The 16,603-nt window shown below is 65.2% G+C and carries 12 protein-coding genes; 3 read left to right on the top strand and 9 right to left on the bottom strand.

Annotated elements, in window-relative coordinates; genetic code table 11:
• Positions 1-3 precede the first annotated feature (3 nt).
• On the bottom strand, positions 4-1,323 hold the full coding sequence (aceA, locus tag AC6LJY_RS25910) for an isocitrate lyase (RefSeq protein ID WP_046805409.1): 1,320 nt from the start codon (positions 1,321-1,323) through the stop codon (positions 4-6).
• A gap of 321 nt (positions 1,324-1,644) precedes the next feature.
• Here aceA and queF point away from each other — a divergent pair, with 321 nt between their 5' ends.
• The 3 genes from queF (at position 1,645) to AC6LJY_RS25895 (ending at position 5,241) form a co-directional block, all read left to right on the top strand.
• Entirely contained in the window at positions 1,645-2,469 is an 825-nt protein-coding gene (gene queF, locus AC6LJY_RS25905; protein WP_498137078.1) for an NADPH-dependent 7-cyano-7-deazaguanine reductase QueF, read from the top strand.
• A gap of 173 nt (positions 2,470-2,642) precedes the next feature.
• Positions 2,643-3,797, top strand: coding sequence for a M20 aminoacylase family protein (locus AC6LJY_RS25900; protein WP_046805411.1), 1,155 nt, complete (start codon positions 2,643-2,645; stop codon positions 3,795-3,797).
• Positions 3,798-3,903: 106 nt separating this feature from the next.
• Positions 3,904-5,241, top strand: coding sequence for an MFS transporter (locus AC6LJY_RS25895; RefSeq protein WP_052946036.1), 1,338 nt, complete (start codon positions 3,904-3,906; stop codon positions 5,239-5,241).
• A gap of 33 nt (positions 5,242-5,274) precedes the next feature.
• On the opposite strand, the gene AC6LJY_RS25890 is transcribed toward AC6LJY_RS25895, so the two are convergent.
• The 8 genes from AC6LJY_RS25890 to AC6LJY_RS25855 form a co-directional block, all read right to left on the bottom strand.
• Complete coding sequence (locus AC6LJY_RS25890; protein WP_498137077.1) at positions 5,275-6,609, bottom strand: MFS transporter; 1,335 nt, start codon at positions 6,607-6,609, stop codon at positions 5,275-5,277.
• A gap of 295 nt (positions 6,610-6,904) precedes the next feature.
• A complete protein-coding gene (pgsA, locus tag AC6LJY_RS25885; protein ID WP_046805412.1) occupies positions 6,905-7,477 on the bottom strand; it encodes a CDP-diacylglycerol--glycerol-3-phosphate 3-phosphatidyltransferase in 573 nt (190 codons plus the stop codon).
• 107 nt (positions 7,478-7,584) lie between these two features.
• Positions 7,585-9,414, bottom strand: coding sequence for an excinuclease ABC subunit UvrC (gene uvrC / locus AC6LJY_RS25880; protein ID WP_046805413.1), 1,830 nt, complete (start codon positions 9,412-9,414; stop codon positions 7,585-7,587).
• The gene (gene nagZ, locus AC6LJY_RS25875; RefSeq protein WP_104144311.1) at positions 9,377-10,435 is read right to left on the bottom strand and encodes a beta-N-acetylhexosaminidase; all 1,059 of its coding nucleotides are present in this window, start codon (positions 10,433-10,435) and stop codon (positions 9,377-9,379) included. Before nagZ ends, uvrC begins: the two co-directional genes overlap by 38 nt.
• A gap of 72 nt (positions 10,436-10,507) precedes the next feature.
• A complete protein-coding gene (gene acpS / locus AC6LJY_RS25870) occupies positions 10,508-10,939 on the bottom strand; it encodes a holo-ACP synthase (RefSeq protein WP_046805459.1) in 432 nt (143 codons plus the stop codon).
• 85 nt (positions 10,940-11,024) lie between these two features.
• Positions 11,025-11,765 (bottom strand): pyridoxine 5'-phosphate synthase, encoded by a 741-nt coding sequence (locus tag AC6LJY_RS25865; RefSeq protein WP_498137076.1) that lies wholly within the window; start codon positions 11,763-11,765, stop codon positions 11,025-11,027.
• Positions 11,762-13,279, bottom strand: a complete 1,518-nt coding sequence (locus AC6LJY_RS25860; RefSeq protein ID WP_046805416.1) for an efflux transporter outer membrane subunit — start codon at positions 13,277-13,279, stop codon at positions 11,762-11,764. Before AC6LJY_RS25860 ends, AC6LJY_RS25865 begins: the two co-directional genes overlap by 4 nt.
• Positions 13,276-16,506, bottom strand: coding sequence for a multidrug efflux RND transporter permease subunit (locus AC6LJY_RS25855; protein WP_046805417.1), 3,231 nt, complete (start codon positions 16,504-16,506; stop codon positions 13,276-13,278). The genes AC6LJY_RS25860 and AC6LJY_RS25855 overlap by 4 nt, the downstream gene beginning before the upstream one ends.
• Positions 16,507-16,603: the final 97 nt, after the last annotated feature.

Below are 16,603 nucleotides of genomic sequence, written 5' to 3'. Positions count from 1 at the left end.
CGTTCAAGCCACCTTCTGTTCCTTGCCGTGTTCGAACTGGGCTTCTTCCGTGGAGCCCGTCAGCGCCGTGGTCGAGGACTGGCCGTTTTCAATCGTCTGCGTCACGGCGTCGAAGTAGCCGGTGCCCACTTCGCGCTGGTGCTTCACGGCGGTGAAGCCCATTTCGGCGGCGGCGAATTCCTTCTGCTGCAATTCCACGAAGGCGCTCATCTGGCGGCGGGCATAGCCGTGGGCCAATTCGAACATGCCGTAGTTCAGTGCATGGAAGCCGGCCAGCGTGATGAACTGGAACTTGTAGCCCATGGCGCCCAGCTCGCGCTGGAACTTGGCGATGGTGCCGTCGTCCAGGTTCTTCTTCCAGTTGAACGAGGGCGAGCAGTTGTACGCCAGCAGCTTGCCCGGGAATTGGCGATGGATGGCGTCCGCGAACTTGCGGGCATATTCCAGGTTGGGCGTGGACGTTTCGCACCAGATCAGGTCGGCGTACGGCGCGTAGGCCAGGCCACGCGAAATGGCTTGATCGATGCCGGCCTTGGTGCGGAAGAAGCCTTCCACGGTGCGCTCGCCGGTGATGAACGGGCGGTCGTTTTCGTCCACGTCGCTGGTCACCAGGTCGGCAGCATCGGCGTCGGTGCGGGCCAGCAGCACGGTGGGCGTGCCCATCGTGTCGGCCGCCAGGCGCGCCGACACCAGCTTGGCCACGGCTTCGCGGGTGGGCACCAGCACCTTGCCGCCCATGTGGCCGCACTTCTTCACGGACGCCAACTGGTCTTCGAAGTGCACGCCCGAGGCGCCGGCGTCGATCATCGCCTTCATCAGTTCAAAGGCATTGAGCACGCCGCCAAAGCCCGCTTCGGCATCGGCCACGATGGGCGCGAAGTAATCGATATAGCCTTCGTCGCCCGGGTTCTTGCCTTCCATCCATTGGATCTGGTCGCAGCGCGCCAACGAATTGTTGATGCGGCGAACCACTTGCGGCACCGAGTTGGCGGGGTACAGCGACTGGTCGGGATACATCTCGCCGGCCAGGTTGGCGTCGCCGGCTACTTGCCAGCCCGACAGGTAGATGGCCTTCAAACCGGCCTTGACCTGTTGCATGGCCTGGTTGCCGGTCAGGGCGCCCAGCGAATTCACGAAGGGTTCGCTATGCAGCAGTTCCCAAAGACGGGTGGCGCCACGTTCGGCCAGCGTGTGCTGCACGCTGATCGAGCCGCGCAGGCGGATGACATCCTCGGCGCTGTAGTCGCGCTTGATGCCCTGCCAGCGGGTGTTCTCGGCCCAGTCTTTCTGCAAATTGCGGATTTCGGTTTCGCGAGTGCTCATGGTGATGCTCCTGGTCAGTGATAAGAAGACTTCAAAGATTCGCGTCTTGCATTGCGTGAATCGTTGGACAAAGTCTATGCCTCTGCTGCAAAGCAAGGTGGGCTTGTGTCTTATAGAAGACGAAAAATATTTACCTATAAAATCAATAGGTTGAAAGCAGCATTTCGCATCACGAAACGCTTTTGTCATCTATGAAATGCGCTTTGGTTGCGTAGCAGCAGGAACTTTCACATGACGAGACTTACATTTCACAATGCGGAAAAACAGCCTTTTTTGCAGCGCCTACAATGCCGCTATTCCCCCAGCTATTCCTGATTTGCCATGACCCTGTCGCACGGCCCCCTGGGCCAGAGCGTGGCCTACGCCTCGCAATACGATCCTTCGCTGCTGTTCCCCATCGCGCGGTCGCACAACCGCGCGGCGCTGAACCTGACCGCCGGCAACCTGCCCTTTACGGGCGTTGATCTCTGGAACGCCTACGAGCTGTCCTGGCTGGACGCCAAAGGCAAGCCGCGCGTGGCAATGGCCACGTTCTCGGTGCCGGCCGACAGCCCCAACATCATCGAATCCAAGTCATTCAAGCTCTATCTGAATTCGTTCAACCAGACGCGGCTGGTCAATTCCGCCGCGCTGCGTGGGCGGCTGGAACGCGACCTGAGCGCCGCGGCCGGCGCGCCGGTGGGCCTGGACTTCTTCCTGCCCCAGCGCTTTTCCGAATTGCAGATGGGCGAGATGGACGGCATCTATATCGACAAGCTGGATATCGAGATCAACACCTACGAGCCGGCGCCGCAAGTGCTGCGCACGCGGCCGGGCGACGTGGTCCAGGAAACGCTGGCATCGCGGCTGTTGAAGTCCAACTGCCCCGTGACGGGCCAGCCGGATTGGGCCAGCGTGCAGATCCGCTACCGGGGCGCGCCCATCGACCGGGAATCGCTGCTGCGCTATGTGGTGTCTTTCCGCCAGCACGCCGAATTTCACGAACACTGCGTCGAGCGCATCTTCAGCGACATCATGCAGGCCTGCGCCCCCGAACAGCTGACCGTGTACGCGCGCTACACGCGCCGTGGCGGGCTGGACATCAACCCCTGGCGCAGCAACTTCGAAGCCGCGCCCCCGGCCGACGTGCGCACCGTTCGCCAATAAAGCCCACGCGGCGCGCCGCCTGGCGCGCGCTGCGGCTCGCCCGTTCTCACGCTTAGTTACACACGCACTGCCCGCCGCCGTTTTCGTTTATGGTTCGCACGGCATCAGGGCGGGCCGACCGGCTCGCCGCCACATCCGAACCTTAGACATTTCACTCCCCCAAGGAGGCGGCAATGCAAGTGCGAGATTGGTTTGTCGAGCGTCAACCCGAGTACGCGCAATGGAGGCAAGACCTGCATGCGCACCCCGAGTTGAGTTTCCAGGAACACCGCACCGCCGAGCTCGTCGCGGCCAAGCTGCGGCAATGGGGTCTGGACGTGCATGCCGGCATCGGCGGCACAGGCGTGGTGGCCGTGTTGCAGGGCGAACGGCCGGGCAAGCGCCGCATCGGCCTGCGCGCCGACATGGACGCGCTGCCCATGCAGGAAAAAACCACGCTGCCCTACCGTTCCACCCATGAAGGCACGTTCCATGGCTGCGGCCACGACGGCCACACCGCCACGCTGCTGGCCGTGGCGCAGCACCTGTCGCAAAACCGGGACTTTGCCGGCACCATCAACTTCATCTTCCAGCCCGCCGAGGAAACCCTGGCCGGCGGCGTCGCGATGATGGCCGATGGACTCTTCAAGCGCTTTCCGTGCGACGAAATCTATGGCCTGCACAACAACCCCATGGTCGGCAAGGGCCGCGTGGCCGTGCGCGAAGGCGCATTGCTGGCAGCCTGTGACGGTTTTGTCATCCGCGTGCATGGCGTGGGCTGCCACGGCGGCATGCCGCAACAGGGCAATGACCCGGTCGTCATCGCCTGCCAGTTGGTGGGCATGCTGCAAACCGTTGTCAGCCGCGCGCTGGACCCTCTGGAATCGGGCGTGGTCAGCGTCGGCATGATGAACGGCGGCACCGCGCCCAACGTCATCCCCGACCTGATCGAGCTGCGCGGCACGATCCGCACCATGAGCCTCGCCGCCCGCGAAACAGCCCTGCGCCGGGTGCGTGAAATGTGCGAGGGGCTTGGGGTCGCCAACGCCACCCGCATCGACGTCGAATTCGGCATGGGCTGTCCCCCGACCATCAATGCGCCCGGTCCGGCGGCCACCGTCACGGCGGCCGCCACGCGCGTCGTCGGCGCCGACTTGGTCGATGACCGCATCACCCCGTTGATGGCGGGAGAAGATTTCGCGTATCTGCTCCAGGAATGTCCGGGCGCCTACTTCTTCGTAGGCCAGGACGGCCACTTCTGCCATCACCCGGAATACGACTTCGACGACGACATCCTGCCCACGGGCGCGGCCGTCTTCGTTGAGATCGTGCGCGACCGCCTGGGCTGATCCGCCCTTTTCCCTGGCTGTTTCCCTTAGCTTTTCCATCCACGGACGCGCCGCTGCGGCGCGCCCGTGTTCCCTTACGCCTGTACGGCGCTTGCAGGAGTCCGTGATGACGCCTCCGTCTTCCCCCGCTTATCAAGTTTCCGCCGCCATGCGCCGCCGCGTGGTCATTGCGTCGGTGCTGGGCAACGCCTTCGAATGGTTCGATTTCGCCATCTACGGCATGTTTGCCGCCGTGATATCACGGCTGTACTTCCCCACGGGCGACAACGCGACGTCGCTGCTGCTGGGGCTGGCCACCTTTGGCGTGGCTTTTGCGGTGCGACCCATCGGCGGGCTGGTGCTGGGCATGTACGCCGACCGCCACGGACGGCGGCGCGCGCTGTCGCTGATGATCCTGATGATGGCGGGCGGCACCGCCATGATCGGCGTGCTGCCCACCTACGCGTCCATCGGCATGGCCGCCAGCGTGCTGATGCTGGTGGCGCGCCTGATCCAGGGCTTTTCGGTGGGCGGCGAATATGCCAGCGCCAGCGCCATGCTGGTGGAGTTTGCGCCGCCCAACCGGCGAGGCCTGTACGGCAGCTTTCAGATGTGCTCGCAGGCGCTGGCGTTCTCGGCCGGCGCGGGCGTGGTCTATCTGCTGTCGTCCAACCTGTCGACCGCCGACCTGGAAAGCTGGGGTTGGCGCGTGCCGTTCCTGTTCGGCATCCTGATCGGGCCCATCGGCTATTACCTGCGTACCCAGGTAGACGAAACGCCCGAATTCCGCAAGTTTCAGGATCAGCGCGTCAAGCCCACGCAGACCACGCTGCGCACGCTGTTCTCGCGCTATCCGCGCGAACTGACCGGGTCGTTCTGCATTGTGGTCACGGGCACGGCGTCCAATTACGTCATGCTGCTTTACTTGCCCCTGTTTGCCGTCACGGAGCTGGGCCTGACGATGGGCGACGCGCAGCTAAGCAGCGCCTTGGCCGCCGTGTTGCTGCTGGTGTTGTGCCCGCTGTCCGGCGCGCTGTCCGACCGCCTGTCGCGCCGCGCCCTGATGCTGCCGGCCACGTTCGCCTTTGGCGTCGTCACCTGGATCATGATGGCGCGCGTGCTGCAAGAGCCGTCGTTCGCCACCCTGCTGCAAGCACAGTTGGCGGCGGCGGCGTGCATGGGCGTGATGTGGGGGCCGACGCCCGCGCTGATGACCGAGATCTTGCCGGTGAACCTGCGGTCCACGGGCGTATCCCTGTCGTACAACCTGGCCGTGATGCTGTTCGGCGGCCTGGCGCCTTTTATCAACACCGCGTTGATCCAACGTACGGGTGACCTGATGGTGCCGGTGTACTACGTGGCGTTTTGCGTCTTCATCGGGCTGATCGGCTTGCTGCTGCTGGGGCCGGGCAAGCCGCGCGGCGATACCGGGCTGCACGCGGCGCTGCAAGAAAGGCCGGCGTAATGACGGCCTCGGCTTGAAAGCGGTGGCGCCGGCTCAGGGCCGGGCGACCGCCGCCCCCGCCATGACGGGATCGGCGCGGCGCGCCTGCACCGCGATCCATTGCGCCAGCAGCGCCGCCGCCGTGAATGCCACGCCCGCGCCCACCCACGGGCCCTGGCGGAAACCGGCATCCAGCAAAATGCCGAAGGCCAGCGGCCCCAGCGCCGACCCGACGTCCATGCCCGAATACACCAGCCCATAGACCGAACCGGTCGAGCCCTTGGGCGTTACACGGCGGATCAACATGTCGCGGGACGGCGCGGCCACGCCCGAGCAGAAGCCGGCCAGGCCCACCACCGGCGCGGCCAGCGCGGCGGGCACCCAGCCCAGCGCCAGCACCACCAGCGTCAAGCCCGCCAAGAGCAGCGCAACCATCACGGTGCGCTCGGTGCGCGGGTTGGCCGACACCAGGAAGCCGCCCGCCGCCATGCCCACGGCCGAGGCCACCATGTAGCCGGACAGGGCCGAGCTGGCCACCACGTTGGACAAGCCATACAGCTGATCCAGCAACGGAATCGTGTAGTTCTGCACCGATGACAGGGCAATCGACGTGCAGGCGAAGAACAGGAACGCGCCCCACAGCGCCGGCTTGGACAGCAACGTGGCCAAGGTGGCCAGCACGCCTTCTTGCGGTTTGGGCGCCTGCGCGGCCGCGGCTTTGGCCGGGGACGCCGCCGTGTTGGTATTGCGGGTGTCGTCGCCCATGGCGTCGGCGCTTAGCGGCAAGGGGCCGCCCAGCAAGTGGCCGCCCAGCACGGTCAACAGCAGCACCACCGCCACCAACCCGGCGGCGCTGTAGGCCGCCACGCGCCAGTCGGCCAGCAGAATGATCGTGGTCATGAAAACCGGGGTCAGGGCCCAGCCCAAATTGCCGGTCAGCCCATGCGCCGAAAACGCGTGGCCCAGGCGCGACGCCGTGATGCGGTGGTTGATGATGGAGTAATCGGCAGGGTGGAAAACGGAATTGCCGATACCGCCGACGATAGCCGCCGCCATCAACATCGGGTAGCCGTTGGCCGACCCGATCAACACGCCCGAGAGCACGAAGCACGCCAGGCCGAACCACAGCACGGGCCGTGCGCCGATGCGGTCCACGACAAAGCCGGACGACGCCTGCCCCACGCCCGACACGACGTAGAACGTGGCCACCAGCGCGCCGACGCGCGCGAAGTCCAGGCCGAAGGCCGTGGCCAGCGACACGTTCAGCAGCGGCAACACCAGTTGGAAGAAGTGCGAGGCGGCGTGCGCAACGCCGATCAGCAAGATGGTTTTCCAGTCGCGCCGGCGAACGTCGGCTTCTGATGGAAGGATATGGGTGGCGGTGGTCATTGCAAAAAGCCGCGGCAGCGGCGCGTGGCGCAGGCGGCGAAGCCATGCGCGGGTTGTCTCCGGCAACGGCCGGGGAACCCGGACGTCGTGTTCATGGCGAATGCGGCGGCTGGGCCGGGCCGGATCGTGCCGGCCATCGCTCTTTGAGTATGTCGGCGGCCGTCCTGTCGCGAGCCGGGCCGCCGATTTGAAATTCAGGATACTGCCCGGTGGACCGGGCGCATACAGCACATACGGCCGATATGGCCGATATGGCCGATACGGCGGACCCGCCGTACACAACGCCTGCCAACGCCTACAGCGCCTTTTCGCGGATGGCGGGCCAGGCGCGTTGCAGGTAGTACAGCATCGACCAGACTGTCAGCACCGCCGCAACGATGATCAGTACATCGCCCAGCAGCTTGGTATTCATGCCGTAGATCGGCTGGTTGTACAGCAGGCACGGAATCGCCACCATCTGCGCAGCCGTCTTGAATTTGCCCAGCCGGTGCACCGCGACGCTGGCGCTGGCGCCAATTTTCGCCATCCATTCACGCAGGGCCGAAATGGTGATTTCGCGGCCGATGATGATCAGCGAGATAAACGCGTCGACACGGCTCAGGTCCAGCAGCACGATCAGCGCGGCGCACACCATCAGCTTGTCCGCGACGGGGTCCAGGAAGGCGCCGAACGCCGAGGTCTGGTTCCAGCGCCGGGCCAGCCAGCCGTCAAACCAATCGGTCAGTGCCGCGATGATGAACGCCCACGCCGCAAAAGAGTCGCGGGTGGGAACCGACATCCAGCTCTCGGGCAGGTAGAACAGCCCGACCACCAGCGGAATCATGGCGATGCGCAGCCATGTCAGGATAATGGGTACGTTAATTGGCATAGTGTCCGTATGCTACATCAGCCGGATGACGCTGGCTGTATCGGCGCGGTGGGTTGGCCGTGGGATGGCCGTGGGATGGCCGGGGGTTCGCCGTGAGTTGGGAGCCCCTACCCACGCAACGCCTCGTAGATGCGTTCCGCCAGGTCCTGCGAAATCCCGTCCACCGACGCCAGGTCCTCGATGCTGGCGGACGCCACCCCCGAAAACCCGCCAAACCGGGCCAGCAGTCGCTGCCGCCGCCGGGCGCCCACGCCCTCGATCTCTTCCAGCCGCGACACGTTGCGCGTCTTGGCGCGGCGCGCGCGCATGCCGGTAATGGCAAAGCGGTGCGCCTCGTCGCGCACCTGGGCGATCAGCATCAGCGCGGCGGACTCACCGCCCAGCGCCACGGGCGGCCGCTCGTCGGCAAACACCAGGGTTTCCAGGCCGACCTTGCGCCCTTCCCCTTTGGCCACGCCCACCAGTGTCTGGATATCCAGCCCCAATTCCGCGAACACCTTGCGCGCCACTTCGACCTGGCCCTTGCCGCCGTCGATCAGCACCAGCCCGGGCATCGGGGCTTCGCCGTCGGCCACCTTGGCGAACCGGCGCGTCAGCACCTGGCGCATCGCCGCGTAATCGTCACCCGGGGTGATGCCGGCAATGTTGTAACGGCGGTATAGCGACGGCTGCATGTCGTGGTGTTCGAACACCACGCAGGACGCCTGGGTGGCCTCGCCCGCCGTATGGCTGATGTCGAAACATTCAATGCGCAGCGCATCCAGCGCGGCCTCGTCGGTGTCCAGGTCCAGCGCCTCGGCCAGCGCCAGTGTGCGACCGGCGCGAGCGCCAGATTCGGTCAGTGCGCGCGCCAGGGCCATCTCGGCATTCTTGCCCGCCTGTTCCAGCCAGGATCGCCGCGCGCCCTGGGGCCGCGTCAGCATGCGCGACGGGCGCCCACCGGCCTGCTCGATCAGCAAGTTGATCAGTTCCGGGTCGGGCAAGGCGTGCGAACAGACCAGCACGGGCGGCATGGCGTTGTCGGTGTAGTGCTGGGCGATGAAGGCCTCCAGCACCTGCGGCGCGGCCTCGCCTTCGGCGTGCGTCGGAAAGAACGGCTTGTCGCCCAGGTGGCGGCCGCCGCGCACCATCGCCAGGTTCACGCAGACCTTGCCGCCCGCCACGGCCACCGCAATGATGTCGGTGTCTTCGCCGCTGGTGTTTTCCATGGTCTGCTGATGCAGCACGCGCGCCAGCGAACCCATCTGGTCGCGCAAGGCGGCGGCTTCTTCAAAGCGCAGCTCGCCCGCTGCCTGCTGCATGCGCGTTTCGATTTCGCCCATGACGTCTTTGGCCTCGCCGTTCAGAAAGCGCACGGCGCGCTGCACGTCGCGCTGGTATTCCTCGGCGTCGATCGCGCCTACGCAAGGCGCCGAACAGCGCCCGATCTGATGCAGCAGACAGGGCCGCGAGCGGTTGGCGAAGACGGTGTCTTCACAGGTGCGCAGGCGGAACACCTTTTGCAGGATCTGGATGGTTTCGCGCACGGCCCAGGCGTTGGGGAACGGCCCGAAGTACTGGCCGCGCTTGTTCGTCGCGCCCCGGTAGTAGGCAATGCGCGGCCATTCGTGGCCGGTGATCAACAGGTACGGGTAGGACTTGTCGTCGCGAAACAGGATGTTGTAACGCGGCTTCAGGCTCTTGATGAGGTTGTTTTCCAGGATCAGCGCTTCGGCTTCCGAGCGCGTCACCGTGACCTCCAGCCGCGCCACCTTCGCCACCATCTGGGCGATGCGCGGGCTGGCCAGGTTCTTCTGGAAATACGACGAGACGCGCTTTTTCAGGTCGCGCGCCTTGCCGACATACATGACTTCACCGGCCGCATCCAGGTGTCGGTAGACACCCGGCAGATGCGGCAGGTCAGCCAGGAACGATTTGAGATTGAAGTCGTCGGGCATTCTGATAACGGCTTTCGGCCTGCAAGGTATCCCAGTCGGGCGCATCAAAACGCGGCATCAGGCGGCGGATGCGTTCGACCGATTCGGGCGCATGCTCGAACGTCAGTCGCGACAGCAGGTCGTCGGCCAGGTCCGGGCGGTTGCACACCAACACCATGTCGCAACCAGCGTTGAGCGCGGCGTTGGCACGGGCCAGGATATCACCTGCGACCGAGGCGCCTTCCATCGTCAGGTCGTCCGAGAAGACCACGCCGTCATAGCCCAGGCGCTTGCGCAGGATGTCCTGCACCCACTTTTTGGAAAAGCCGGCCGGGTGCTTGTCGACCTTGGGGTAGATCACGTGCGCGGGCATGACGGACGGCAGCACGGCGTCGCCCAGCCACGCATACGGGGCGGCGTCGTCATTGAGGATGTCGTCCAGCTTGCGCGGGTCCACGGGGATCTCGTGGTGCGAATCGGCTTGCACATAACCATGCCCTGGGAAATGCTTGCCGCAGGCGGACATGCCGGCCAGCGACAGGCCCTGGATCAGGGCGCGCGACAGCATCGTGACCACGCGCGGGTCCGAATGGAAAGCGCGGTTCCCGATCACCTTGCTGACGCCGTAGTCCAGGTCCAGTACGGGGGTGAAGCTCATGTCCACGCCGCAGGCGCGCAGCTCGGCGGCCAGCACATAGCCGGCTTCCGTGGCCAGGCGCATGGCCTGCAAGGGGTCGCGGTCCCATAGCGTGCCCAGGTCGCGCATGGCGGGCAAGACGGTGAAGCCGTCTTCGCGGAAGCGCTGCACGCGGCCACCCTCGTGGTCCACCAGGATCAGCAGCGGCTCCTTGCGGGCCTTGTGGATCTGGCGCGTCAGGCGGGTCAGCTGCTTGCGGCTTTCGAAGTTGCGGGCGAACAGAATCACGCCGCCCACCAGCGGGTGGCGCAGACGCGTCTTTTCTTCTTTGGTAAGCGAGGTGCCCGCCACGTCGACCATCACGGGGCCGGGAGGCAGGACCACCTTGGATTTTTTCTTGGCCATGAGGCTGTCCTTATATCTGTGGGGCAAGCGGCGGGCGCGGGGCCGCGGCGCAAGCCGGGGCCGGGCTCGCGCCTACGGCTTGCGTTCGACCACCACGTAGGCGGCGGCCATGTCGGATTCGTCGGTAATGGATACGTGCGCGGCGCCGAAGCGCTGGCCATACCAGTCCAGCAATTCAGGGGCGATGACCAGCACCGGGCGCCCGCCCGGCGCGTTCAAGGTCTGCACGCGTCGCCAGGTCATGGGCATGCGCATGCCCAGCCCGATCGCCTTGGAAAACGCTTCCTTGGCGGCAAAGCGGGTCGCCAGAAAGCGGATGCCGCGCACCGGGTCGCGGGCGCGGCGCGCGTGGAATTTCAGCAATTCCTCGGCGCCCAGGATTTTTTCGGCAAAGCGGTCGCCGTGCCGTTCCAGCGCGCGTTCGATGCGGTCGATGCGCAACAAGTCCATGCCGATGCCGGCGATGGCGCCTGCGGGCAACGGGGCTTTGGGGGATTCAGACATGGGCGTCAACCAAAAACAGCAAAAACAGCGGCAAAAACAGCGGCGGGGAAAAGCGTCGTGCGTATCCCTGCGGTCCGGCCTGCGATCACAGGCCGCGCAGGGCCTTGAGCCGGGCTTGCACCATCACCGCCTTCATATCGCGCACGGCCTTTTCCCAGCCATCGAACACCGCCTGCGCCACGATGGCGTGGCCAATGTTCAGCTCGGAAATACCGTCGATGGCCGCCACCGGGGCGACGTTGCCCAGGTGCAGGCCGTGGCCGGCGTTCACGCGCAGGCCATGGCGCAAGCCTTCGGTGACCGCCACGCGGATGCGTTGCAATTCTGCCGCGCGGGCTTCGCCTTCGGCTTCGGCGTAGGCGCCCGTGTGCAGTTCGATCACCGTGGCGCCGGCCTTGGCCGCCGCCGCGATCTGCACCGGGTCTGCGTCGATGAACAGCGACACCCGGATGCCGGCCTGGGTCAGCAAGCCCACCGCATCCGTCACCGCGTCCATGGCGCCGGCCACTTCCAGGCCACCTTCGGTGGTCAGTTCGGTGCGCTTTTCAGGCACCAGGCAGACGTCGTTGGGTTTGACGGCGCAGGCAATCTCCAGCATTTCGGCGGTAATTGCGCATTCCAGGTTCATGCGCGTGCGCAACTGCGGACGGATGGCGTAGACATCCGCATCCTGGATATGGCGCCGGTCTTCACGCAGATGCAGCGTGATGAGGTCGGCGCCGGCGTCTTCGGCGCGCAGCGCGGCGGCCACCGGGTCCGGGTATACCGTATGGCGTTGTTGCCGCAACGTGGCAACGTGATCGATATTTACACCAAGTTCTATCATTGAGCGGTCGTCGTCACTTTGGTCGGTTCTTTCGTGGTTTCTTCCCAGCCGCCGCCCAATGCCTTGTAGAGCTCGACACGGTTGATCAGCGCGGCCAAACCGGTTTGCACCAGCGAAAGCTGGGCATTGAAGAAGTCCACCTGCGCGGTCTGCACTTGCAGGTAGCTGTCGATGCCATTGGTATAGCGCAAATTCGACAGTTCAAGCGTGCGCGAGGACGATTCCTGCAACGCGCGCTGCGCGTCCAGCTGCGCCCCGTACGTGGCTTCGCCCGCCAGCGCGTCTGACACTTCCCGGAACGCCTGCTGGATGGTCTGCTCGTACTGCGCCACGGCGATATTGTCGCGCGCCTTGGCCAGGTTCAGCCCTTCGCGGATGCTGCCGCCCGCGAACAGCGGCGTGGTGATGGACGGCGAGAAACTCCAGTAGCCCTGCCCGCCCTTGAACAGATCGCCCAGCGACGGGCTGGCAACGCCCAACAGCCCCGTCAACGAAATGGTCGGAAAGAACGCGGCGCGCGCTGCGCCGATGTTGGCGTTGGCGGATAGCAGCTGGTTTTCGGCGGCCAGGATGTCGGGGCGACGTTCCAGCAGATCGGACGGCAGGCCGGACGGCACCGTGGCCAGCAACTGGTCGCGGCCAAACGGCGCGGCCGGCGGCAGGTCGGCAGGCAGTGGCGCGCCCACCAGCAGCACCAGGGCGTTCAAGGCCTGCGCACGGGCTCGCGCCAGTTGCGCCAGGTCGGACGACGCCGTGTCCAGCAAGGACTTGGACTGGTTCAGATCCAGTTCCGAGGCCACGCCGCCGTCGAAACGGCGCTTGACCAGGTCATAGGATTCCTGGCGCGAGGCCAGCGTGCGTTGCGTCAAATCCAGCTGGACCTCGGCCGCGCGATAGTTGAAATACGACTGCGCGACGGAGCCGACCAGCGTGATCTGTACGGTTTTCTGCGCTTGCTCGGTCGACAGGTACTGCTGATACGCCGCTTCGGACAGATTGCGCAAACGGCCGAACAGATCGATTTCGAAGGTGGTCAGGCCGATACCGGCTTGGTACGAGCTGGAAATCGAACTGGAATCCGGCCCGCCCGCGCGCATGTTGGCCGGCAGATGCTGGCGCTGGCCCTGGATGCCGGCGCCGATGCTGGGCCATTGCGCCCCGCGTTGAACGCCGTATTGGGCGCGCGCTTCTTCCACGCGCTGTACGGCCACGCGCAGGTCGCGGTTATTGACCAGCGCCAGCGAAATCAGGCTTTGCAGGCGAGGATCGCGGAAGAATTCGCGCCAGCCCAGGTCGGCGGCCGGCGTGCCGGCCTCGGGCACAACGGCCGAGGCCGGCTGCGTGCCCAACGACGTGGGGTTGTTGTAGCCGCCGTATTGCACCTTGGGCTGATCGGGCCAGGCGCCCGTGACCGGGGCATCGGGACGCTGGTAGTCGGGCGCCAGCGAGCAGCCGGCCAACGCCACCGCCACAAAGGCGGACAAGGCGGATTGCTTGATCATCAGGGCTTTCATGCCTTGCCCTCCGGGCCACCATTGGGTTGAACGGGGGTGTATCCCGCGTCTGCGTCGGGCGAGTCGCCGGCTGCCTTCTTGGCCGCCTGCTCTTCTTCCCAGGCCTTCAATTCGGCGCCCAACAGGCGCGGGCGGGTCTTGAACAGGCCCAGCACCACCACGAAGAAGGTCGGCACGAAGATCACGGCGAACGGCGTGGCGGCCAACATGCCGCCCAGCACGCCCAAGCCGACCGCGCGCTGGCTGGCGGCGCCCGCGCCGGTGGCCATGGCCAGCGGCACCACGCCCAGGATGAACGCCAGCGACGTCATCAGAATGGGCCGGAACCGCAATCGGGCCGCTTCCACCGCGGATTCGTACAGCCCCATGCCCCGCGCGTACTGGTCCTTGGCGAACTCCACGATCAGAATGGCGTTCTTGGCCGCCAAGCCGATCACGGTCACCATGCCCACCTGGAAGTACACGTCGTTGGACATGCCCAGCGCGCTGACCAGCGCCACGGCGCCCAGCATGCCCAGCGGCACCACCAGCATGACCGACAGCGGGATGGCCCAGCTTTCATACAGCGCGGCCAACACCAGGAACACGATCAACAGCGACAGGCCCATCAGGATCGGCGCCTGGTTGCCCGCTTGCCGTTCCTGGTAGGACAGGCCCGTCCATTCGTAGCCGAAGCCTTGCGGCAGCTGCGCGACCAGGTTCTGCATTTCTTCCATGGCCTGGCCGGTGGTGTAACCCGGCGCGGCGCTGCCGCCGATACGCATGGATTCGTAGCTGTTGTAGCGCACCACCTGCACCGGCCCTTGCACCCACTCGGCCGACACGAAGGTGGACAGCGGCACCATGCCGCCCTGGGCGTTGCGCGCGTTCAGTTGCAACACGTCGGACAGCTGCATGCGATACGGCGCGTCCGCCTGGACCCAGATGTTCTGCATCCGGCCCATGTTGGGGAACTTGCTGAGGTAAGCCGAACCCACCGCCGTCGAGATCAACGACGCCGCTTCGTTGAAGTCCACGCCCAAGGCCGCGGCCTTGTCGCGGTCAACGTTCAGCGTCAGCTGCGTACCGGCCGCCAGACCGGTGATGCGCACCTGCGACAGCACCGGGCTCTTCATTGCCATGCCCATCAGCTGGCCGGTGGCCGCGGCCAAGGCCTCGGACCCGCCCGACCCACGATCCTGCAAGCGCAGGTCGAAGCCGGTGGCGTTACCCAACGACGAAATAGCCGGCGGCACCAGCGTGAACACCTGCGCATCGTGGATGCCCATCAACTGCTTCTGGAAGGCATTGAACGCGATGGCGCCCGCGGAGTCCTGCTTGTCCTTGCGGTCCTTGAAGTCTTTCAAGGTGGTGAACGCGATAGCGGCGTTCAGGCCGTTACCGTTAAAGCTGTAGCCCTGCACGGTGATGATGTTCTCAACGGCCGGGACATTGCGGAAATATTCCTCGACCTGTTCGATCACTTCAACCGTGCGGTTGGCGCTGGCGCCCGTGGGCAGCTCGATGTTGCTGATCACGTAGCCCTGGTCTTCTTCGGGCAGGAACGAGGACGGCAGGCGCAGGTACAACCAGCCCAGCAGCAACACCAGCACCAGGAAGGCCAGCATCATGCGGCCGCCCTTGTGCAGGATGCGCGACACCCAGTTCTGATAGCCGTGCGTGGTGGCGTCGAACTTGCGGTTGAACCAGCCGAAAAAGCCCTTCTTCTCGTTGTGGTGGCCCTTGGGCACCGGCTTGAGAATGGTGGCGCACAAGGCCGGCGTGAAGGTCAGCGCCAGCAAGGCCGAGAAGAAGATCGACACGGCCATGGCCACCGAGAACTGCCGGTAGATCACGCCCACGGACCCGCTCATGAAGGCCAGCGGCAGGAACACCGTGACCAGCACCAGCGTGATGCCGATGATGGCGCCGCTGATCTGCGGCATGGCTTTCTTGGTGGCTTCCTTGGGCGGCAGGCCTTCGGTGGCCATGATGCGTTCAACGTTTTCGACCACCACAATGGCGTCGTCCACCAGAATCCCGATGGCTAGCACCATCGCGAACATCGTCAATACGTTGATGGAAAAACCCAGCCCCAGCATCACCGCGAACGAGCCCAGCATGGCCACCGGCACCACCAGCGCCGGAATCAGCGTGTAGCGCACGTTCTGCAGGAACAGGTACATCACCAGGAACACCAGCACCATGGCTTCGACCAGGGTATGCAGCACCTGCTCGATCGACACCTTGACGTAAGGCGCGGTGTCGTAGGGGATGGCGTACTGGATGTTGCCCGGGAAGTACTTGGACAGCTCTTCCATCTGCTGGCGCACGCCCTGGGCCGTGGCCAGCGCGTTGGCGTCCGGCGACAGCACAATGGCGAAGGCAGCGGTGGGCTTGCCGTTCAGGCGAGCACCGAACTGGTAGTTGTCGGCGCCCACTTCCACGCGCGCGACGTCACGCAGCAGCACCTTGGAGCCATCGGTATTGGCGCGCAGCACAATCTTGCCGAAGCCTTCCACCGTGCTCAGCTGCCCGTTGGCCGTGACGGTGGCCGTGATGCGTTGCGATTCCGGGTTGGGCGGCGACCCGATGCTGCCACCTGAGATCAGCACGTTCTGCGCGGCAATCGCCTGATTGACGTCGTTCATGCTCAGGTTGAAGCCCACCAGCTTGTTGGGGTCCACCCAGATACGCATGGCGCGCGGCGCGGCGAACAGCTGGAACTGGCCCACGCCGGCCACCCGCGACACCGGGTTCTGCACGTTGCGCGTGATGTAGTCGGCCAGCGCCGTCTGATCCAGCGAACCGTCGTTGGACGATAGCGTCACGATCATCAGGAAGCCGGTACTGGTCTGCTCGTATTGCAGGCCCTGCTGCTGCACGGCCGACGGCAACTGCGCAATCACGTTCGATACGCGGTTTTGCACGTCAACCTGCGCCAGGTCGGGGTTGGTGCCCGGGGCGAAGGTGGCGGTGATGGTGGCGGTGCCGTACGAATCGCTGACCGACTCGTAGTAGATCAGGCCCTTGGCACCGTTGAGCTTGTCTTCGATGATGCTGGTGACTGATTCCGCCACTTCCTTGGCGGACGCGCCCGGGTACGTGGCGGTGATGGTGATGGCCGGCGGGGCCACGTCCGGGTACTGCGCCACCGGCATGTTCGGAATGGCCAACACCCCGGCCAGCAAGATGAACAGGGCAACTACCCAGGCAAAAATTGGTCGATCAATGAAAAATTGCGGCATGTGGGCTGACTCTGAAAGCGATGCTCACCAAAGGGGAACGCGGCGCCTGTGCGCCGCGTGCCGCTTAAGATTTCTGGCCCGCGGCCTTGTCCTGCGT

The sequence above is a fragment of the Achromobacter sp. RT286_PF genome, assembly GCF_059760425.1.
Note: the sequence above shows the minus strand (reverse complement) of the source record. Positions and strands in the feature narration are given on the sequence as shown.